General features: G+C 37.2%; 15 protein-coding genes. 1 reads left to right on the top strand and 14 read right to left on the bottom strand.

The genetic code is table 11. The features are described 5' to 3' along the window. Window positions 1–4: 4 nt before the first annotated feature. The 6 genes from ruvA to ruvB all read right to left on the bottom strand — a co-directional run bounded on the left by ruvA (window position 5) and on the right by ruvB (window position 8,147). Window positions 5–586, bottom strand: coding sequence for a Holliday junction branch migration protein RuvA (gene ruvA, locus PXC01_RS06795; protein ID WP_276471564.1), 582 nt, complete (start codon window positions 584–586; stop codon window positions 5–7). A 73-nt stretch (window positions 587–659) separates the two neighbouring features. Next, a complete protein-coding gene (locus tag PXC01_RS06790) occupies window positions 660–2,954 on the bottom strand; it encodes an NADP-dependent malic enzyme (RefSeq protein WP_276471563.1) in 2,295 nt (764 codons plus the stop codon). A 122-nt stretch (window positions 2,955–3,076) separates the two neighbouring features. After that, window positions 3,077–4,393 carry an MFS transporter gene (locus tag PXC01_RS06785; RefSeq protein WP_276471562.1) on the bottom strand — a complete coding sequence of 439 codons (1,317 nt, stop codon included), beginning with the start codon at window positions 4,391–4,393 and terminating at the stop codon, window positions 3,077–3,079. Window positions 4,394–4,513: 120 nt separating this feature from the next. Beyond that, window positions 4,514–5,968, bottom strand: coding sequence for a sucrose phosphorylase (gene gtfA, locus PXC01_RS06780; protein WP_276471561.1), 1,455 nt, complete (start codon window positions 5,966–5,968; stop codon window positions 4,514–4,516). Between the two features lie 230 nt (window positions 5,969–6,198). After that, window positions 6,199–7,122, bottom strand: a complete 924-nt coding sequence (queG, locus tag PXC01_RS06775) for a tRNA epoxyqueuosine(34) reductase QueG (RefSeq protein WP_276472116.1) — start codon at window positions 7,120–7,122, stop codon at window positions 6,199–6,201. A 2-nt stretch (window positions 7,123–7,124) separates the two neighbouring features. Further along, window positions 7,125–8,147: a Holliday junction branch migration DNA helicase RuvB gene (gene ruvB, locus PXC01_RS06770; protein WP_276471560.1), complete on the bottom strand. Its 1,023-nt coding sequence runs from the start codon at window positions 8,145–8,147 to the stop codon at window positions 7,125–7,127. A 129-nt stretch (window positions 8,148–8,276) separates the two neighbouring features. Between ruvB and PXC01_RS06765 the strand changes: the two genes are divergently transcribed. Beyond that, entirely contained in the window at window positions 8,277–10,541 is a 2,265-nt protein-coding gene (locus tag PXC01_RS06765; RefSeq protein WP_276471559.1) for an acyl-CoA dehydrogenase family protein, read from the top strand. On the opposite strand, the gene PXC01_RS06760 is transcribed toward PXC01_RS06765, so the two are convergent. From PXC01_RS06760 to PXC01_RS06725, 8 genes are all read right to left on the bottom strand, one after another. After that, window positions 10,538–11,365 (bottom strand): GIN domain-containing protein, encoded by an 828-nt coding sequence (locus PXC01_RS06760; RefSeq protein WP_276471558.1) that lies wholly within the window; start codon window positions 11,363–11,365, stop codon window positions 10,538–10,540. The two genes, PXC01_RS06765 and PXC01_RS06760, sit on opposite strands and share 4 nt — an antisense overlap. A gap of 135 nt (window positions 11,366–11,500) precedes the next feature. Further along, window positions 11,501–13,330 carry a cytochrome c oxidase subunit I gene (locus PXC01_RS06755; protein WP_276471557.1) on the bottom strand — a complete coding sequence of 610 codons (1,830 nt, stop codon included), beginning with the start codon at window positions 13,328–13,330 and terminating at the stop codon, window positions 11,501–11,503. A 59-nt stretch (window positions 13,331–13,389) separates the two neighbouring features. After that, a complete protein-coding gene (locus tag PXC01_RS06750) occupies window positions 13,390–14,493 on the bottom strand; it encodes a cytochrome c oxidase subunit II (RefSeq protein WP_276471556.1) in 1,104 nt (367 codons plus the stop codon). 32 nt (window positions 14,494–14,525) lie between these two features. Further along, window positions 14,526–15,860 carry a quinol:cytochrome C oxidoreductase gene (locus PXC01_RS06745; protein WP_276471555.1) on the bottom strand — a complete coding sequence of 445 codons (1,335 nt, stop codon included), beginning with the start codon at window positions 15,858–15,860 and terminating at the stop codon, window positions 14,526–14,528. A 15-nt stretch (window positions 15,861–15,875) separates the two neighbouring features. Beyond that, window positions 15,876–16,436: a c-type cytochrome gene (locus PXC01_RS06740; RefSeq protein ID WP_276471554.1), complete on the bottom strand. Its 561-nt coding sequence runs from the start codon at window positions 16,434–16,436 to the stop codon at window positions 15,876–15,878. A gap of 2 nt (window positions 16,437–16,438) precedes the next feature. After that, window positions 16,439–16,969: a DUF3341 domain-containing protein gene (locus PXC01_RS06735; protein ID WP_276471553.1), complete on the bottom strand. Its 531-nt coding sequence runs from the start codon at window positions 16,967–16,969 to the stop codon at window positions 16,439–16,441. A 2-nt stretch (window positions 16,970–16,971) separates the two neighbouring features. After that, entirely contained in the window at window positions 16,972–18,717 is a 1,746-nt protein-coding gene (nrfD, locus tag PXC01_RS06730; protein WP_276471552.1) for an NrfD/PsrC family molybdoenzyme membrane anchor subunit, read from the bottom strand. A gap of 32 nt (window positions 18,718–18,749) precedes the next feature. Further along, window positions 18,750–21,869: a TAT-variant-translocated molybdopterin oxidoreductase gene (locus PXC01_RS06725; protein WP_276471551.1), complete on the bottom strand. Its 3,120-nt coding sequence runs from the start codon at window positions 21,867–21,869 to the stop codon at window positions 18,750–18,752. Between the last annotated feature and the right edge of the window lie 3 nt (window positions 21,870–21,872).

Raw genomic sequence — 21,872 nt, 5'->3', positions numbered from 1 at the left:
CTTTTTACAAATTTTTGAGCGCGAGTTTTATTATGCCCTCGACACTTAGCGAAGCATCTTGACCAAGCACTTTATCGACAACCCTCTCTGATTGTTTGCGTGCGAAGCCCAGAACTTCTAAAGCAGATAACGCTTCATCTTTATTTGTATTGTTTGTACTTAACGAAAGTTCGTCTATATCGTAAACTTTTAAGACCTTATCCCTAAGATCTAAAATTACACGTTGTGCCGTTTTGGCACCGATACCTTTTACTGCTTGAATAGAAGCAACATCCCCATTGGCAATGGCATCCCTGACCTGAGAGGGAGACATAGATGAAAGCATGGTTCTGGCTATACTTGACCCAATACCCGAGACAGATAACAATAACCTAAAAATTTCACGTTCAGATTTTTCCACAAACCCGAACAATGTGTGAGAATCTTCTTTCACTTGAAGGTGCGTAAAAACGGAAATATTTTCCTGCTCCGGCAACTTGGAAAAAGTATTTAAAGAAATATTTACAAAATACCCTACACCACCACATTCAATAATAACATGAGTTGGGTTTTTCTCTACTAGTTTTCCTTTTAAGTGATGTATCATGATCTATTTAAATTAAAAAGGGAAATAAGTATAGCTACCAATTTCCCTATTTCAGTTATTAATTACGTAAAAATTATTTTGAACCTTTAGCTTTTTTGCGCTTTTCGCGCTCTTGAGCATCAATTACCGCTACTGCCGCCATGTTAACTATCTCATCTACACTGGCACCCAATTGCATAATATGAACCGCTTTGCGCAAACCTACCATTATAGGTCCTATAGAATCTGCACTATTCAATTCTTTCAGTAATTTATAGGTAATGTTAGCCGATTCTAAATTTGGGAATATCAGGGTGTTTACTTTTCTGCCTGCAAGCTTAGAAAACGGGAATTTACTTTCATGAAGTTCTCTATTTAATGCAAAATCGGTTTGTATTTCCCCATCTACCACTAAATCTGGCTGAGTTTCATGAAGAATACGAACCGCTTCTCTAACCTTTTTAGCATTAGGATGTGTTGAGGAACCAAAGTTAGCATAGCTCAACATTGCCAAAACGGGATTAAAGCCAAAATTAGAGGCAACATTAGCTGTCATTTGTGCAATATCAGCCAATTCTTCTGCATTGGGCTCTATATTAATTGAAGTATCGGCCAAAAACAACGGCCCTCTATCGGTAATCATAATGTTTACCGTAGCCACTTTCTTAACCTGACTTGCTCTACCAACAACTTCTAAAATTGGTTTTACCACCGTAGGGTATGCCCTTGAATAACCAGAAATCATTCCATCCGCATCGCCTTCCATTACCATCATAGAGCCAAAATAATTACGCTCGCGCATTTTTATTTTTGCGCTGTAAAAGGTTACTCCGCTTCGCTTTCGACTTTCCCAGTATTTGGTAGCATAACGTATATGGCGTTCATCGAATTCTTCTGACATTGGATCAATAATGGCAAGGTCAGCATCAAACTCCAACTCTTTCTTTAATTCAAGAATGATATCTTTTCTACCTAACAGAATAGGAATTGCAATACCTTCTTCATAAACTATCTGGGCCGCTTTTAGAACATCTAGATGGTCAGCTTCGGCAAATACAATTTTCTTGGTATGGCTACGTGCCCTGGCATGAAGTTGACGTACCACTTTATTATCGTTGCCCGAGCGAAGCATCAACTCCTCTCTGTATTTATCCCAATCATCTATTGGTGCCTTAGCAACACCACTCTCCATTGCTGCCCTGGCTACGGCAGGTGGTATTTCATATATTAGTCTTTGATCAAAAGGTTTGGGAATAATATACTCTTTACCAAAAGTCAATCTTGTTTCGCCATAAGCAATATTTACTTGCTCTGGTACGGGCTGTCTAGTTAAATCTGCCAAAGCTTTTACGGCCGCCATTTTCATAGCTTCATTGATTGCTGTTGCCCGGACATCTAACGCACCTCTAAAAATAAATGGAAAACCAAGTACATTATTTACTTGGTTAGGATGATCGGATCTTCCCGTTGCCATAATTATATCCTTACGTGTAGCAATTGCTAGATCATAGGCAATCTCAGGGTCTGGATTTGCCATAGCGAACACAATAGGGTTTTCTGCCATAGATTTCAACATGGTCGGAGTAACAATATTGGCTATAGAAAGACCAACGAAAACATCGGCATCTACCATAGCCTCATCTAGCGTGTCTATTTTTCTATCGGTAGCAAATTCTTTCTTTGCAGGTGATAAATTATCGGCATCCTTTCTAATAACACCTTTACTATCAAGCATTACTATATTTTCAGCTTTAGCGCCAAACGCCTTATACAATTTAGTACATGATACTGCGGCAGCACCCGCACCACTGATAACAATGCGAACTTCTTCCATCTTTTTGTTGGAAAGCTCTAATGCGTTCAATAATGCAGCTGCAGAAATTATGGCCGTACCATGCTGGTCATCGTGCATAACAGGAATATCCAGCTCTTCTTTTAGCCTTCTTTCAATTTCAAAAGCTTCTGGAGCCTTAATATCCTCAAGATTTATGCCTCCAAATGTTGGGGCGATCATTTTAACGGTCTCAATAAACTTATCTACATCTTCAGTATCCACTTCAATATCAATACCGTCTATATCTGCAAAAATCTTAAAAAGAAGACCTTTACCTTCCATCACAGGTTTTGATGCCTCAGGACCAATATTTCCTAGTCCAAGGACAGCGGTACCATTAGAAATAATGGCAACCAAATTACCTTTAGATGTATATTTATAGGCGTTATCCTTATCCTTTGCTATTTCTAGACATGGCTCTGCAACACCAGGGGAGTATGCCAAAGCTAGATCACGTTGTGTACTATAAGGTTTAGTAGGAACTATTTTTATCTTACCTGGCTGTGGCTTGGCATGATAAATAAGTGCTTCTCTTCTTAGCTTTTCATTGCTCATACGCTTCTATTTAAAAAAACAAATTTAAAGGTATTCTGTAAGAAAGCATTACGAGGATACGTATTTATACAAACAAAATAAATACCACCGATCAAAAAAGCTTTTAGCTAAATATGATATCACTAATCAACCATACTTTCTTTACTCGAAACATTAAGTCTTAATGCCAGAAAACCAGATATCGCAAAAAAGGCTCCTGCAAACAACATGGCATTAATTGCATTATTACCAAGTAAGAATTTATAAATTGGACCAAAGGTAAGGGTCTCTATCCCCATAGGAATTACTATCATCATATTTAGGATTCCCATATATACGCCACGTCTTTCTTGAGGAACTACTTTTGATACCATCGTATAAGGTATACCCATCATAGCCGCCCAACCGATACCAAATAAAACCATTGGCACCAAAACCATTACGGGATCTGTGATATACGGAATAGTGAATAAAGAAATGGCAGTACCGAACAAGCTTAACGCATATACCTTTTTTCCACCAAACTTAAGTGTAAGCGGTACCAAGGCCAAAGCCACGACCATGGTGACAATATTGTACGTTAAACTCATTTGTGCGGATTGTGAAGCAGCTTCTCCCGTAGTATAACCCATAGTCAATTTAAACAATGGTGTAGTATACTGCCAATAAATGAATAAAGCATACCATTGAAACAAATAAACGGCACCTACCTTCCACATGAATTTTGGCATCTTCTTTATAGATTCTGCAATTTCCTTAAAGGGCAAGGCAATACGCTCCGTTAAAGGTTTGGCCTTTGCTTTGAGGATATCTGTCAGCTCTTCAGATGAAGGCGGAATTTCAGGAGTTTTTAAAACCGAAAAAAGAATAGTCGTAATAGAAAGAATGGCACCAATGTAGAATGAATAGTACAACCAAGTAGGAATTGTACCCGCAACCTCTACAGATTCGCCACCGAACAAATATTGAAACAGCACTATAGATCCGTTCGCCAAAAGAATACCGGCACCTACGAAAAGACTCTGCATCTGGTACCCTAAACTTAATTGATTGTCCGGCAATTTATCTCCAACAAATGCCCTGTAGGGCTCCATTGCCATATTATTGCCCACATCTAAAATCCATAACAAACCAACTGCAAACCATAGAACAGGGCTTGTTGGGAAAGCGAACAAACACAAACTGCCCAAAATTGCCCCGATCAAAAAATAAGGTTTTCTTCTACCCCAACGCTGAGACCAAGTTTTATCTGACATTGCACCTATGATTGGCTGTACGATCAAACCGGTTACAGGACCTGCAATATTTAAAATAGGAAGCATATCTTCTGGAGCACCCAGGTATAGGAAGATTGGGTTTATAGCTGTTTGTTGCAATCCAAAACTATACTGAATTCCTAAAAACCCAACATTCATATTGAATATTTGCCAAAAACTTAAACTTGGTTTGCTTATTTTCATAATATCCTATTATAACTAGCTTAACAAGATAGCATATTAAATAATTTAGAACATAAAATGTTGGTAAGAAATTTGAAATTCCCGGCACTATAACGTTATAGCAATTTAACTAACACGAATTCAATATAATGAATCTGTCTTATCATGGTTAGAATAGGTGATTTTTACATGTATTGATTTTAAGTCCAGGTACAATTCTGACCATTGCCTGTCATTTTCCCACCTAATGTTTAAAATAGAATTAGACGATTCCTTCAAAATAAACTCACCATTAAAAGAGGTATGTGTATTTCTTAAAATGATCAATTGTTTAAACTTTGCAAAGAAAGACGTCTCAACATATTCATTTATTTCATCTTGGGAATAGTAATGTCTATTAATGTCTCTACCCACATTAGTCTTGGCCAATAAGTCCATATCGTTTTCACCGGCAAAAAGTCCTACATAATAAACTTGAGGAATACCTGGAACAAAAAACTGAATGGCCCTTGCCGCTAAATATGCGTTCTCATCTTTACCTAGCGCTTCAAAATAAGTTGAATTTACTTGATACAAATCTAGATTTGAAGCAGCAGCTCCTGTTGCCTTTCTGCTTGTATTGCCACTATTTTCGTGCATACGTTCTACAATGGCATTTAAAGTTGCATCATCTATCAGCCCTTTCTCTCCATTTTCAGATGCTACATCCACTATACCAATACCGTCATGGGTATCTAAAACCGTAATTGCGTTTCTTGGACTTACGTTCAACCAATTTTTTAAATTCTCTGCACTGGCGTTAAATAGGGTATCCAAGACCAACACTGGTAAAGCAAAGTCATAAACAAAGTCAACTTTTTTTGCAATTTCTATTTGAGTTTTATAATATGAATGAATCTCTACCAATACAGCAATGCCCATTTTCTTGGCCTTTGTTGTAAGTTCATCTATAAAAGCAAAGGTTTCTTCTATCATAAAACTACTAGTACCTGCTTTTTTAATAGCATATCCGGCAGCATCTAGGCGAATCATGTTTACCCCAGACTTCTGAAACTCAACTAAAATACTCTCTAAATAATCCTTCCCTTTTTTAGAATGAACATCTATATCAATTTGATTTGTGGTAAAAGTGGTCCAAATAAGCCTTTCTTGACCGTTATCAAATTTTACTTTTGTAAATGGATATCCAGGTCGTGGCCTATAAATTTCTATTAAATCTTTTTCAGTAGCTCCGTTCGGAAAAACCGTATCAAAAGTCAAAAACAATTCTGCAAATTCAGAATCTTCCCCTTTTTTCAAAAAATCTTGAAATTCAGGTGATTTGGCGGACATATGGTTAACGATCAAATCTGCCATAACATCTACAGATGCACTTAACTCTTTAACATCGGCCCAGCTACCTAATCTCTTATCAATTTGTTTATGATCAATAGGATCAAACCCAGCGTCTTCTCCATCTATAGGATAATAAAAGGGAAGCATGTGAACACCACCGAACAAATCTTTGAATTGATTTTTCAACAAAAGGTCAAGCCCCTTAATGTCACTTTTACCCAACCTATCTACATAAGTAATTAATTGAACTTTATTCTTCATCTTAAATCTTTCTTTCTTTCGAATTTTCTTAAATGAGCACTTGCAAATGAAATAAGCTATAGTGCCATTTTGTTAAAACAGGAATCCAATATAGTACTTAAAAGCCTAAAATCAGGGACGAAATGAAGATTAGAGCCCCCTGGCAAAAACTCAAACGTTAGAGTATTAAAAATAATTTTCAGCAAGATGGAAACATACTAAAAACATATTAAGATTTCCAAAAAAGTGAACTATTCTTTTAAAAAATCAATGTTCCTTTTAAGTCCGTCATATTTCGTTCGCTTTACTGCAGATTTTTGAAATACCTTTCTAAACACATCTTCGGTAATTTCCTCCCAATCTTTTCTAGTCATGCTGAGCAATTCTGGATTAGGATTGAACAAAGGTTCATTATGCGGCTTTGAAAACCGGTTCCAAGGACAAACATCTTGGCAAACATCGCATCCAAACATCCAATCATCAAAAGAACCTTTCATTTCGTTTGGCAATTCGTTTTTTAACTCAATGGTAAAATATGAAATACACTTACTGCCATCAACTACATATGGCTCCACAATTGCCTGCGTAGGGCACGCATCTATACAAGCCGTACAGGTACCGCAATGATCTGTTACCGCATGGTCGTATTCCAGTTCTAAATCAACTATTAACTCTGCTATAAAGTAAAACGACCCCACCCGTTGGGTTAGCAGGTTACTATGCTTACCGATCCAACCCAAGCCACTTTTTGCAGCCCAAGCTTTGTCAAGCACAGGTGCAGAATCTACAAAGGCCCGCCCGTTGATTTCGCCTATTTCATCCGTTATAAATTCTTGTAATTGTCTGAGTTTTGTTTTAATTACATGATGGTAATCATGACCATATGCGTACTTGGAAATTTTGTATGAATCTTCATCTTGAGTTTCTTTAGGATAATAATTTAACAAAACGGAAATTACAGACTTTGACCCCTCTACTAGCTTTCTTGGATCCAATCTTTTATCGAAATGATTTGCCATATAGCTCATTTCGCCGTTCATATTATTATTGAGCCATCTCTCTAACCTAGGAGCTTCTTCTTCTAAAAAATCTGCTTTGGACACTCCACATGATAAAAAACCGAGGCGTTTGGCTTCGGTTTTAATACTATTGGTCCATTTATGTTTAATATTGATACTCAAAACAATCCAGGTTGAATTCCTCCTTTAATCCTTCCTAGGTGTTTGTATGCCAATTCTGTCACTTCTCTACCTCGTGGAGTTCTCATGATAAAACCCTGCTGAATTAAAAATGGCTCATACACCTCTTCAATAGTTTCTGCGCTTTCGGATACCGCCGTGGCCAAAGTGGTAATACCCACAGGACCGCCCTTAAATTTATCGATTATAGTGGTCAAAATCTTGTTATCCATTTCATCTAGACCATGGGCATCCACATTCAAGGCCTTCAGACTAAATTTTGAAATTTCCATATCAATAGAGCCATTCCCTTTGATCTCGGCAAAATCTCGCACTCTTCTCAGCAAAGCATTACATATTCTGGGCGTACCCCTACTTCTGCCAGCAATTTCAATTGCCGCATCTTGAGAAATTGGTACGCGTAGAATTTCTGCACTACGCTCCACGATAGTTGAAAGTAATTCGGTTGAATAGTATTGCAACCTACTTTGAATACCAAAACGGGCGCGCATAGGAGCGGTCAACAATCCTGACCTTGTAGTTGCACCGATCAACGTAAATGGATTTAAATTTATCTGAACAGATCTGGCATTTGGCCCAGATTCTAACATGATATCTATTTTATAATCTTCCATTGCAGAGTATAGATACTCTTCAACTATAGGGCTTAATCTATGAATTTCATCAATAAACAAAACATCACGTTCGTCTAGATTGGTAAGCAAACCCGCTAAATCTCCAGGTTTATCTAGAACAGGACCCGAAGTAATTTTAATAGAAACCCCTAGTTCATTGGCAAGAATATTCGCCAAAGTAGTCTTACCTAAACCTGGGGGACCGTGAAACAAGGTATGATCCAATGCCTCGCCCCTTCTATTCGCAGCTTCAACAAAAACCTTCAGGTTTTCAAGAACCTGGTCCTGACCGGTAAAATCATCAAAATTTACAGGTCTTAATGCTCTTTCAATATCAAGTTCCTCATTAGAGAAACCATCAGCAGATGGGTCTAAATACTCGTTCATACACTAACAAAGATAGACAAACACCAGATAACTTTAAACTTATACCGGTAGCTAATTCAATTTATTAAAATACCTAAATGACCGTTAAATACCTGTAAGAAATCTAACTAAAAATTGTAAATTCATGGCATGACAAAAGAAAATTACCCAGCACAAGTACTACAATATATTCCTATATTTTATATCATATGGTCAGACGATCTGTTATCGGCATCTGAAATAAATGTGGTTGAGAATGCCATTTCTCATGATGACACCTTGTCCACAGAGGATAAAAAACAGCTTAAAGCGTGGATGAACGTAAAAAATCCACCAAAGAACGAGACCTTTAAATACTGGAAACAATTAATCAATAACAGTGGTGTTAAGTTAGTGGAGCATGAAACGTATCCCTTAACAGCTTTTAGCCAAAAAGTAGCATCGCACTATCATGATAAAATTTCGTATAACGATCAAATAAAAAGTATTGAAATAAACTTGGGCATTCAACCCAATCATTACAATTATCTATTTGACGTGCATATTGATCTAGAAAATAAATCATCTCAATATTCGTCAAAAACCATAGACACAATTTTAAAGGGAAATCATGCGGAAGCGATAGATTCTTTTAGAACCGTATTAAAAGACCCTATTTTCTCTTGGGAAGTAAGACGAAACAAAGAGGATTTTCGTAATCATGTTTTAGAACAAGTTGAATTTTTGGCAGATAAAGGATACGGAGCAATGGCCTACCCAGATGCCTATGGCGGCACCAATGATATGGAAGGTTATGCATACATCTTTGAAAATATGATGTGGGCGGACGGAAGTCTTTCTATAAAATTTGGAGTTCAATTTGGGTTGTTCGGCGGAAGTATTCAGAAACTTGGAACAAAAAAACACCATGACAAGTATTTAAAAGACACCGGTAAAGCTGAATTATTAGGATGTTTTGCCATGACGGAAACCGGGCACGGATCCAATGTACGAGGAATTAAAACCACAGCTACTTATAACAAAAACTCAGAAACCATTGTTATACACACCCCAGGAAAAAATGACAACAAAGAATATATAGGTAATGCCATACATTCTAAAATGGCATCTGTTTTTGCTCAACTTATTGTAAACGGAAAAAATGAAGGCGTACATGCTATTCTAGTACCCCTAAGAAACGAGAAACATGAATTACTACCTGGTGTAACAGTTGAAGATAATGGCTATAAATTAGGTCTTAACGGAGTTGATAATGGTAAAATTTGGTTCAATCAAGTTGAGGTGCCAAAAGAAAACCTATTGAACAAGTATGGTACTATTTTAGCGAATGGAGATTATTATTCAGAAATAAAGAATCCGAACAAACGATTCTTTACTATGTTGGGCACTTTAGTGGGCGGCAGAATTTGTGTAGCAAGAGCAGGCTTAGGCGGTGCAAAATTTGCACTGACCGTAGCTATAAAACATGCATTAAAAAGAAGGCAATTCAATGACAGTGTAAAAATACAGGAAGACCTGCTTATGGATTACCCATCGCACCAACTTCGTTTAACTCCATTAATTGCAAGCGCATATGTATACCACATTACCTTAGATAAAATGATGACAGTATATTGCGATGAAACGCAACCTGACAAGAGAAAAGTTGAAACACAAGTTGCAGGACTGAAATCCATTATTACATGGTATGCAAACGACACCATACAGGAATGCCGCGAAGCCTGTGGCGGTAAAGGGTATCTATTAGAAAACAGAATTGCGGATTTAAAAGGTGACGTTGATATATTTACCACGTTTGAGGGGGACAACAATGTATTATTACAATTGGCCGCCAAAGGCGTTCTGTCAGATTTTAAGGCTGAGTTTAATAGCGCAGGTTTTTCAACTGTTTTAAAATTATTGAGCTCTCAACTTAGCGATAAGCTATCAACTATTAATCCGCTATACACTAACAAGACCGACAAGGACCACTTGTACAACCCTAAATTTCATGTCCATGCCCTAGAACATAGAACTAGAAGATTGACCTATACCCTTGCAATGCGCATTAGGGGCTATATTAAAAAAGGTATTCCTTCATATCAGGCATTTTTAAAGGTACAAACACATTTAATGACACTTGGCAAAGCTTATAGCGCAGAACTGGCTTACAAATCGTTTATTGAACACATTAGGACTATTAAAGACCCAGCTTATAAGGAATTATTTGAAAAACTGGGTACGCTATATGCCCTGCATGAAATTAGAAAAAATGCTTCATGGTATTTAGAACAAGGATATATAAGCGGAACCAAATCTAAAGCTATACGACAACGAGTAGAACGACTATGTACAGAATTAAGACCACATCTTAATAGTTTGGTAGATGGTTTTGGCATACCCGATCATTTAATGACCGCTCCCATTGCAAATTAATTACGTTCTTTTTCCAATCTAGATGTATCCATAAAATCCAGGATAGTTATTTCTGCATCGCCATAAAGTTTGGTCCTAGCAGACCCCTTTGAGCTAAGTTGCAATGTGTTTAAGGCTCTTATTTCTATATCAGGTGAATCTTCAGCAACTACAAGTACATGATTCGCCTGAAGATCTGATGCTTTTAATGAGGTATTACCATATAATTTTGTCATTAAATATTCTGAAGTACCTTCCACTTTAGCCGATGCATTTTTATACATATATATATTATTGCTGGCACCCGTAGTGTATAATTTAACATCGATCCTATCTTTCAATGTAAGGTTTAATGAGTCGCTCGCTAAATTAAAATCACCAGAGCTAATTTCCTCCATATTAATATCCATAATATCAGCGGTAGCATTTAGTTCCAACCTAGAAGTACCATACGTTTGTACTTCAAGCCTATCAGTAGAAATGACATCCTTCATACTAATTTTTCCGTTCATCATTTTAATACTATTTAGCTCTTGAAAGAAAATTGTAATCACCAGTTTCTTTTTTCCGGTAATATTATAAAACGATGATATTTTTAACGTTCCATTATCTACCCTGAATTTAAGCACGTCTACCAAATTATCATCCAATTCTAGTGCATAACCTTCAGATGTAGCCTTTTGAATAACGATATCCAAATCATCAACTAATTCAATAGCATTAAAAGGTTCTAAATCCTCACGTACCTCAATGACATTTTTATTTCCTTTTATCTTGGGTTTACGTTGGGCGTAAGCATTAATAGAGATGACTAATACTGTAATCAATAGGGTGAACTTTCTCATAGTGTTTACTTATGTTTAATTATCTGAAGTTATCCAATTTTAAGTAAAATTAGAACAACTTAATAATATCTTAAGAATTTAACCAAAAAAAAAGCCCAACTATAGCTAGTTGGGCTTTATAAAACTTAAATATTTTTAATGATTCATTTCTTCTTCATTTTCCTGTAAAGGAATATGTTGTGGAACATAATCTTGACCTTCAATAATATAATCTCCGTTTTCATAAACCTTACTATAATCGTAAGCCCATCTATGAACTTCAGGAATAGGACCCGCCCAGTTACCATGAATATGTTCTTGCTCAGCAGTCCATTCCAAAGTATTTGATTTCCATGGATTCTTTGGACCAACCTTACCGTAAAATATACTGTAGAAGAAGTTAGCAACAAAAACCAATTGTGCAGCTGCTGCTATTATGGCAAATACAGTCATTAATACTTGAATATCAGTTAACTCATCAAACATTGGAAAAGCCGTATTCTCGTAATATCTTCTTGGAACACCAGCCATACCTACAAAGTGCATAGGAAAGAAAACACCATAGGCACAAATAGCTGTTACCCAAAAGTGAACATAACCCAAGTTCTTGTTCATTAATCTACCACCATACATTTTAGGGAACCAGTGATAAACACCAGCAAACAAACCGTAAAGTGCAGAGATACCCATTACCAAGTGGAAGTGAGCTACTACGAAATATGTATCGTGAACGTTAATATCCAACGTACTATCTCCTAAAACAATACCAGTTAATCCACCTGTAATAAATGTTGATACTAAACCAATTGAAAACAACATTGCCGGGTTCAATTGTAGGTTACCTTTCCATAACGTAGTTATATAGTTGAATGCTTTTACCGCAGATGGTATAGCAATCAATAACGTTGTAAATGTAAATACAGATCCTAAAAACGGATTCATACCTGAGATAAACATGTGGTGACCCCAAACAATTGTAGATAAAAATGCTATTGCTAAAATGGAAGCAATCATAGCACGATAACCAAAAATTGGTTTACGCGCATTTGTAGACATTACCTCAGAGGTGATACCCAATGCCGGTAACAATACAATATATACCTCCGGATGACCTAAGAACCAAAAAAGGTGCTCGTATAATACTGGTGACCCACCTTGATAATGTAGAACCTCACCCTGAATAAAAATATCTGACAGGAAGAAAGAAGTTCCAAAACTTCTATCCATTATTAATAATAATGCCGCAGATAATAAAACAGGGAATGAAATTACACCTATTATAGCTGTTACAAAGAATGCCCATATTGTTAAAGGCAATCTTGTCATTGACATACCTTTGGTTCTTAAATTAATAACCGTTACAATGTAGTTCAAAGAACCTAAAAGAGATGATGCAATAAATATTGCCATTGAGCTTAACCATAACGTCATACCCATTCCAGAACCTGGTTGAGCCATCGGCAAAGCACTTAACGGTGGATAAATTGTCCAACCAGCAGCTGCCGGACCTGCCTCTACGAATAAAGAAATTATCATAATTGCAGAGGCTATTGCAAACAACCAAAAGGATACCATATTCAAGAAACCAGATGCCATATCACGTGCACCGATCTGCAATGGAATCAATAAATTACTGAACGTACCACTTAAACCTGCAGTAAGTACAAAGAATACCATTATAGTACCGTGCATGGTAACCAATGCCAAATAAACATCGGCATCCATAACACCACCAGGTGCCCACTTGCCTAAAAGAGCTTCAAAAATTGGAAAAGACTCTCCTGGCCAAGCCAATTGCATTCTAAACAATAATGACATTGCAATACCTATAAAACCCATTACAAACACACCTAAAATAAGGTATTGTTTACCAATCATTTTATGGTCTTGGCTAAAGATATACTTTGTTACAAAAGTTTCTTTATGATGATGTCCATGATCGTCGTGTGCATGATCATCTACATGTGCATGTGCTGTTGCTGACATAATCGTAATCTTATTTATATTAATTTTCTAATTATAGCTATATTAATCTGAGAGTAAAATTACTCTGCTACTGAAACAGCACTAACCGTGTTAAAAGCAGGGTTAGTATCATCCTTCATAACCGTTTCGGCAAAAGTTGATTGTGATTTGATCCACTGATTATATTCCTCTTCGGTCTCTACAATAATCTTCATTTGCATGTTATAATGAGATTTACCACAAATCTTATTACAAAGCAAGATATAATCAAACTGCCAAGGATCTAGAGCCTCTCCTGTACTTGCAGATTTTTCTGCTCTAATCTTATTAGTTCTTTTAACCTTATCCATAACATCTGGATTGGTCCTCATTTCTTCTGTTGTATAAATAGGCGTAAAAGAAAATTCGGTAATCATACCAGGGACACAGTTCATTTGCGCTCTAAAATGAGGCATGTAAGCTGAGTGTAATACGTCTTGAGAACGCATTTTAAAATTCACCTTTCTACCTACCGGCAAGTGCAATTCTTTTACAATAATATCGTCATGTGCATAGGTATCGGCTTCATCCAAGCCTAAAACGTTTGCTTTGTCAATATCAATCATTCTAACATTGGCTCCACCTAAAACATTATCATCACCACCATATCTGGCTGTCCAATTAAATTGTTGTGCATAAAGTTCAACAATCAACGGATCATCCTCATCGTTTACATCCATAATAGTAGTCCAGGTATATAATCCCCAAAGAATAAGACCTGCCAATACAATTACCGGAATAATGGTCCAAATAAACTCTAAACGATCATTATCCGCATAAAACAACGCTTTTTGACCTTTTTTACCGGCATATTTATAACCAAAATAATGTAACAACGCTTGGGTCAAGGTTTGCACGATAAAGATAATAATGAAAGAAACCAACATTAAGCTATCATATTCCTCACCATGTGCCGATCCAGCTTCTGGTAAAAGAAACTTACCATAGTTCCAAAAACTGAATATGGTAATTCCGTAAATGAATACCAAAAATCCAAATAACATGTAACCGTTATTTTTATTATCGCTATCCGTTGCTATTTGGTGCTGCTCAGTTCTAAGCTGTGACAATTCAAAGATTTTAGTCAATTGCCAAATGGCAATGGCTACAAGAACAAGTACAGCTAAAGTTAATAATGTCGTCATTGTATATATAAATGTTATACTTTACTTAATTACTAGTAATGAAAGTGTCTACTTTCTTCAATAAAAGGATTTCTTTTTGGTTGTAGCGGCTGCGTTGAAAGTGCTCTAAAAATCCAGAATATAAATAATCCTGCAAAAAACAATACAGAACCTATCTCAGGAATACCAATGTACCAGTTCTTACCTACCGTAGAAGGCATAATAGCATTAAAGATATCCATATAATGCCCAGCAAGTATTACGATACCTGTTAAAACTACAAACCAATTAATTCTCTTATAATCACTATTCATTAAAAGAAGCACCGGGAACAAGAAGTTCATTGCTACCATACCGAAGAATGGTAATTTGTAATCTGCTATTCTAGTAACATAATATGTTACTTCTTCCGGTATGTTAGAATACCATATCAACATAAATTGAGAGAACCATAGGTATGTCCAAAATATACTGATACCGAACATGAACTTTGCTAAATCATGTATATGACTGTCGTTAACATCCGGTAAATGACCTTTGGACTTTAAATAGATGGTTACCATCGCTATAACCGTAATTCCTGAAACGAACATACTGGCAAAAATATACCAACCGAACAATGTACTGAACCAATGTGGTTCTACACTCATAATCCAATCCCAGGACATAATAGATTCACTAATAAGGTAAAATACCAAGAAACCAGCAGATATTCTAAAATTTAATTTAAAGTTAGAATTGTCATCCGAATCATCTTGCGCAATAGACAGTTTTCTAGAATACTCTCTATAACCAATCCAACCAGCTAAAAATATAGCTGCTCTTATTAAAAAGAAGGTAGGGTTCAAATACCCAGACTTACCCTGTAACAATGCATCCTGTGCTACAACATCGGCATCCATCCAAACAAATAGATGATTCATGTGTAAAACAGAAAGAAGCAATATTACAAATACAATAATTCCACCAGGAACCAAGTAAGACGTAATACCTTCCATTACTCTGAATAACAGTGGAGACCAACCTGCTTGCGCAGCACGTTGTATAGCATAAAAAGCCAATACCCCTAATGATATCATCATAAAAAAGAACGCCGCAACATATAAAGCCGCCCAAGGTCTATTTTTTAATTGATCCAATAAATGCTGATCATGAGAAGCATCATGTTCTTCACCATGAGATTCAGCAACCGCGTGATCACTTTCTTTTGTTGCATGTTCAGCTTCAGCTGCATGGGCGTCACCATGACCTCCGTCATGACTTGCTACCATTTCTTTTGCCTCTGCTATAGTTCCAGGAGCCATAACAAACCCACCAATGATTCCTAATGCACCTACTATCATTAGAACGATGGAAGCTATTTTGAGTCTATTTGAAAACGTATACATAGTATTGTTTACCTATTATTTGGTTAAATCTTGTTTCAATTTCATTACATATTCTGACACCTGCCACATTTCTTCAGTGTTCATCTGTGAAGCATAAGAACCCATTGAGTTCAATCCATAATGAATTGTATAGTATGTGGAACCTACATTAATGTTTCTTACTTCGTCAGCATAATTAGGCACACCTAGTATCTTTTCTCTTTTAACAAGAGTACCCTGACCATCGCCTTTATCCCCATGACAAATAGCACAATAAATGGTATACAACTGACCACCTTTAGCCAAATTTTTCTCAACATTCATTGTATCAAGCGGACTTGTTTGCAATCTTGATAATTCTTTACCTTCCGGGGAATTTTCAATTTCATATGGCAACCAACCCCTGTTTATCGTATTTGAAGGTGGAACCAAAGCCTCTGCTTCGTTTGGCAAAAAGTCTACCTCACTATAAGTCTCATAACCTACGGACTCATACATATTAGGCATATACTGATAGTTAGGTACGCTGTCATCTTTACAAGACGTTGCTACGATAGCCAACCCGAATATTATCGCTATTTTCTTAAAACTGTTCATATTTAATGACTGTTTTTTTCTGAAATATTAATTTCTACTGCACCAGTATTCATTAACAAATCTCTTAATTCTTGCTCGTTGTCATGGATTTCTATTTCCATCAAAAAATGATCGTCCGTAGTTCTTACATCAGGATTCTCGGCTTCTTTAAAAGGCCATAGTCTACTTCTTAAATAAAAAGTAATAACCATTAAGTGAGCCGCAAAGAACACCGTCAACTCGAACATAATAGGCACGAATGCAGGTAGGTTCTCCAAATAACTGAAGCTAGGCTTACCACCTATATCTTGCGGCCAATCTTCTATCATGATAAAATTCATCATAAGAGTTGCCACAGTTAAACCAACCAAACCATACAAGAAAGCTGTAATAGCCAATCTTGTAGGCGCTAAGCCCATAGCTTTGTCTAATCCGTGCACAGGGAAAGGACAATATACTTCGTCTATGTGAAGCTTTGCTGCCTTTACCTTTTTAACGGCAAGCATGAGCACATCGTCATCATCGTAAAAAGCGTGTATAACTTTAGATGCCATATTTATCTTTTGTTATTTAATAAAATTGCTGCTTGTCCTGCCCAGTCATCACGTTGTGCTCTACCTGGGAAAGACCCTGTAATAGAATCTAACAAATTATATTCGCTCTCTGTCATTCTAGCTACTTGAGCAAAAGTGTAAATTCCTATTTCATTTAATGTTGCTTCCATCTGAGGACCAATACCCTTAACCCTCTTCAAATCATCTGCCTCTTGTGTAGTGGCATCAAAAGTACCCACCGCACTTAAAAGATCAGAAACACCTACTTTATCACCTACAGTAGGAACAACTTCGCCCATAAGAACATCATCAGTTATAGGCTCTTTAATCTCTACATTAGTCGTTTTGATTTCATATAACGGCTTACCTGAATCTCTTAGAACTTTATACTTCTGCCCAGAAGATTTTAAAATAGATTTAACCTCTGCCTGTGCAATAACAGGGAAAGTTCTAGAGTACAATAAGAACAACACAAAGAAGAATCCAATTGTACCTACGAAAATACCGATATCTACAAAAGTTGGAGAGAACATTGTCCAGGAAGAAGGAAGATAATCTCTATGCAATGAAGTTACGATAATCACGAATCTTTCGAACCACATACCTATGTTTACCACAATAGAAATAAAGAAAGAGAACATGATACTAGTTCTTAATTTCTTGAACCACATAAATTGTGGAGAGAATACATTACAAGTCATCATTGACCAGTATGCCCACCAATAAGGACCGGTTGCCCTGTTCAAGAAAGCGTATTGCTCATATTCCACACCAGAATACCATGCCATGAACAACTCGGTAATATAGGCACAACCTACAATAGAACCGGTTAACATGATTACAATATTCATTAATTCAATATGCTGAATTGTAATATAATTTTCTAAATGACATACTTTTCTCATTATAATCAACAACGTGTTTACCATTGCGAAACCAGAGAAAATTGCCCCTGCCACGAAGTAAGGTGGAAAGATTGTTGTATGCCAACCTGGTATAACCGACGTAGCAAAGTCAAAAGATACAATGGTGTGTACAGATAATACCAACGGAGTTGCAAGACCTGCAAGTACCAATGACACTTCCTCAAATCGTTGCCAATCTTTGGCACGACCACTCCACCCAAAACTTAAAAGACTATAGATTTTCTTTTGAAAAGGCAATACGGCTCTATCACGAATCATAGCAAAATCAGGAAGTAAACCTGTCCACCAAAATACCAATGAAACAGAAAGATATGTTGATATAGCGAATACATCCCAAAGAAGTGGAGAGTTAAAGTTTACCCATAACGACCCAAATTGATTTGGAATAGGTAATACCCAATATGCCAACCATGGACGACCCATGTGAATAATAGGGAACAAACCTGCTTGAACAACGGAAAAAATTGTCATTGCCTCAGCAGAACGGTTAATTGCCATTCTCCATTTTTGACGGAACAACAATAATACCGCCGAGATCAAAGTACCAGCGTGGCCGATACCTACCCACCAAACGAAATTGGTAATATCCCAAGCCCAGTTTACAGACTTGTTAAGACCCCATGTACCGATACCGGTAGAGACCGTATAAATAATACAACCTACTCCCCAAAGGAATGCCACTAGGGCAATGGAAAAAACTATCCACCAGTGCTTATTAGCTCTGCCTTCCACTGGTGCGGCAATATCCACTGTTACATCGTGGTAGCCTTTGTCTCCAGTTACTAGGGGTTTACGTATAGGTGCTTCGTAATGCGACGCCATAGACTTTTGTTATAATTACTTTCTACTATTGTTTATGCTTCGTTGGTGTTTCTAACCTTAACATGGTAGAAAACGTTTGGTTGTGTACCTACATGCTCCAACAAATGATACATGCGGTCACTTTGTTTTAATTCTGCAACTTTACTCTTCTCATCATTAACATCACCAAATACAATGGCACCGTTACTACATGCTGAAGAACAAGCTGTTTGGAATTCTCCATCCTCAATAACACGACCGTCTCTCTTAGCATCAAGAATAGTCTTTTGTGTTTTTTGAATACACATAGAACATTTCTCGATAACACCTCTAGAACGAACGTTTACATCCGGGTTCAATACCATTTTACCCAAATCATTGTTCATATGGAAATCGAACTCGTCATTGTTATTATAAAGGAACCAGTTAAATCTACGTACTTTATAAGGACAGTTGTTAGCACAATATCTTGTACCTACACATCTGTTATAAGCCATTTGATTTTGACCTTGTCTACCATGTGAAGTCGCCGCCACTGGACAAACAGTTTCACAAGGAGCATGGTTACAGTGCTGACACATTACAGGCTGAAAAGCAACCTGAGGATTCGCAGAAGGATCTTCTAACTCACCGAAACCACCTAATGAACCATTATCACCGGACAAACCATCAAAACCATCTTTTTTGGCATTATCACCTTCAAAGGTTTCTTCAGACGAATAATATCTATCGATACGCAACCAGTGCATATCCCTAGACTTTCTTACTTCAGCCTTACCAACAACAGGTACATTATTTTCTGCATGACAAGCGATAACACAAGAACCACAACCGGTACAAGCATTTAAATCAATAGACATGTTAAAATGATGACCGATAGAACGATCAAAGCTATCCCATAAGTCAACAGAAGTTGCAGGAACTTCTTGATGGTCCAAAGATACCACAGGAACCTCGTTCCATTCCGAATGGTTCTTAGTATTAAATATCTCTAAAGTTGTTTCTTTAATGATATCTCCCCTACCCATTAGGGTTTTATGTAATTGAATACAAGCAAACTCATGATTACCTGCAACTTTTTCTACACTTACAGATTGAATATTGCTAAATCCGTTATATAGTTTAAAAGCATTTACACCAGTCTGCATTTCTTCTTTCAATCCTACAGTTTTACCGTAACCGAATGAAAGACCTACAGTACCTTTTGCCTGCCCAGGCTGAACAACCACCGGCACCTTCTCCAAACTAACACCATTAACGGTAAGCTTTACATAGCTACCATCCATACCGCCGTTTGCAACGTTTACATTTTCTACACCAAGTTCAGCAGCATCCGCTTTTGAAATAGTAACATAGTTATCCCAAGAAACTCTTGTAATTGGATCCGGAAATTCTTGCAACCAAGGGTTACTTGCCTGCTGGCCATCGCCCATACCAACTTTAGAATACAACGTAAGCTCCATTCCAACACTAGTGGTATTTGCTAAACTACGTACAGCAGAAGACAAAGAAGTATTGGAAACAACCTCAATTGTATCCTCCGTAGTCGTAATATTTTGAGCTGCCCCTTCAGTATTCACCACCATAGTCTTGGTACTGAAAACACCATCTTGCAACGCTTGATTCCAACTTGCACCGTTAAGTACAGATGAAGTCCAAGTATCTTTTATATAATCATAATACGTTTGCTCACTTCCCAGTAGCTCTAAAACTACCGTTTGAAACTGCTTTGTATCAAATAATTCTTTAATAGTCGGCTGCATTAAACTGTAATGCCCCTTTTTAATTTGAATATCTCCCCAAGACTCCAAATAGTGGTTTGTAGCACCCACATATTGCACAGCCTCAGTAGTTTCATTCCAATTTGTAGAAAAAGCAACAGATAAATCAACCTTTTCCAGACCTTCTTTAAAATCAGCTGCATTAGGCAATGAATATACAGGATTAACCCCATCCATCAATAAAGCGCCAACTCTACCGGCCTTCATATCTGCAATCAACGAGTTAACAGCCTTCACACTACCTTTTCTTATATATTTAGGAGCCGCAACATCATAGGCTTTACTGGAAAGCATTTCATTGATTGCCAAAACAACAGCTTGAGCATTAACATCGTCTAATCCCGTTACAACAACCGCATTGGAACCAGCTTTCTTTATCTCTACGGCAATGGAATCAACCAAAGCATCATACTCTGAAGTGTTACCACCTACAGAAGTACCATTTAATTTTCCGTATAATTTAGCCAAAACAACCTTTTGGGCACTTGGCTTCATAGCCACGCGCTTATCGGCATTTGCACCGGTCAATGACATATTTGCCTCAACCTGTATATGTCTGGACATTTTACCATTCTTAGGAACACGGCCTCTAGAATAACCCGCATCATAACCACCGCCTTGCCAGTCGGCAATAAAATCTGCACCAAAAGAAACAATAAGCCCCGCCTTTTCAAAATCGTAATCAGCTAAAGCACGCTCTCCGTATTTATTTTCAAACGCAGTTAATGCCGCATCTTCAGATATAGCATCATAGGTAACATGAACCACATTTTCATTGGCAGCGACCAGATCAGCCATAAGACGATCGGTTGATGGACTAGCATATGTCTGTGTAAGAACAGCAATTTTTTTAGCAGAACCCTTAAGCGAACCCATTTTAGACTTAACGGTAGCTTTAAGTACATCCCATTCTACCGGCTCTCCATTTGCCAACGGCCCTTGCAACCTTGTACTATCGTACAACGAAAGAACAGAACCCTGCACCCTAGCATTAGCCGAACCACCTATTTTAGCCAAAGTATTATTCTCTACCTTGATAGGACGACCCTCACGAGTCTTTATCAATATGCTAGCAAAATCAAAACCATTTGCAATTGTAGTTGCATAATAGTTAGCGACTCCGGGAACTATATTTTCTGGCAATACCACATAAGGAATCGATTTCACAACCGGTCCTTCACATGCTGCTAAAGAAGCGGCCGCGGTACTAAACCCAACATACTTCAAGAAATCTCTACGATTTGTATTTGTAGAAGACAATGTTTCCTTGTCACCCAAGAAATCATCCACAGGAATCTGCTCTACAAATTCATTCTGCTTTAGCGCCTCAACAATGGAATCGTTAGGATTTAACTCCGCTTCGTTCTTCCAATATTTTTTGTTTGATGCCATACG

Source organism: Maribacter huludaoensis (genome assembly GCF_029350945.1).
Taxonomy (GTDB): Bacteria; Bacteroidota; Bacteroidia; order Flavobacteriales; family Flavobacteriaceae; genus Maribacter; species Maribacter huludaoensis.
Note: the sequence above shows the minus strand (reverse complement) of the source record. Positions and strands in the feature narration are given on the sequence as shown.

Bases quoted from the DNA above. Each gene is read 5' to 3' on its own strand.
- ruvA (WP_276471564.1), bottom strand. From the start codon at position 586: ATGATACATCACTTAAAAGGAAAACTAGTAGAGAAAAACCCAACTCAT.
- PXC01_RS06790 (WP_276471563.1), bottom strand. From the start codon at position 2,954: ATGAGCAATGAAAAGCTAAGAAGAGAAGCACTTATTTATCATGCCAAG.
- PXC01_RS06785 (WP_276471562.1), bottom strand. From the start codon at position 4,393: ATGAAAATAAGCAAACCAAGTTTAAGTTTTTGGCAAATATTCAATATG.
- gtfA (WP_276471561.1), bottom strand. From the start codon at position 5,968: ATGAAGAATAAAGTTCAATTAATTACTTATGTAGATAGGTTGGGTAAA.
- ruvB (WP_276471560.1), bottom strand. From the start codon at position 8,147: ATGAACGAGTATTTAGACCCATCTGCTGATGGTTTCTCTAATGAGGAA.
- PXC01_RS06765 (WP_276471559.1), top strand. From the start codon at position 8,277: ATGACAAAAGAAAATTACCCAGCACAAGTACTACAATATATTCCTATA.
- PXC01_RS06760 (WP_276471558.1), bottom strand. From the start codon at position 11,365: ATGAGAAAGTTCACCCTATTGATTACAGTATTAGTCATCTCTATTAAT.
- PXC01_RS06755 (WP_276471557.1), bottom strand. From the start codon at position 13,330: ATGTCAGCAACAGCACATGCACATGTAGATGATCATGCACACGACGAT.
- PXC01_RS06750 (WP_276471556.1), bottom strand. From the start codon at position 14,493: ATGACGACATTATTAACTTTAGCTGTACTTGTTCTTGTAGCCATTGCC.
- PXC01_RS06745 (WP_276471555.1), bottom strand. From the start codon at position 15,860: ATGTATACGTTTTCAAATAGACTCAAAATAGCTTCCATCGTTCTAATG.
- PXC01_RS06740 (WP_276471554.1), bottom strand. From the start codon at position 16,436: ATGAACAGTTTTAAGAAAATAGCGATAATATTCGGGTTGGCTATCGTA.
- PXC01_RS06735 (WP_276471553.1), bottom strand. From the start codon at position 16,969: ATGGCATCTAAAGTTATACACGCTTTTTACGATGATGACGATGTGCTC.
- nrfD (WP_276471552.1), bottom strand. From the start codon at position 18,717: ATGGCGTCGCATTACGAAGCACCTATACGTAAACCCCTAGTAACTGGA.
- PXC01_RS06725 (WP_276471551.1), bottom strand. From the start codon at position 21,869: ATGGCATCAAACAAAAAATATTGGAAGAACGAAGCGGAGTTAAATCCT.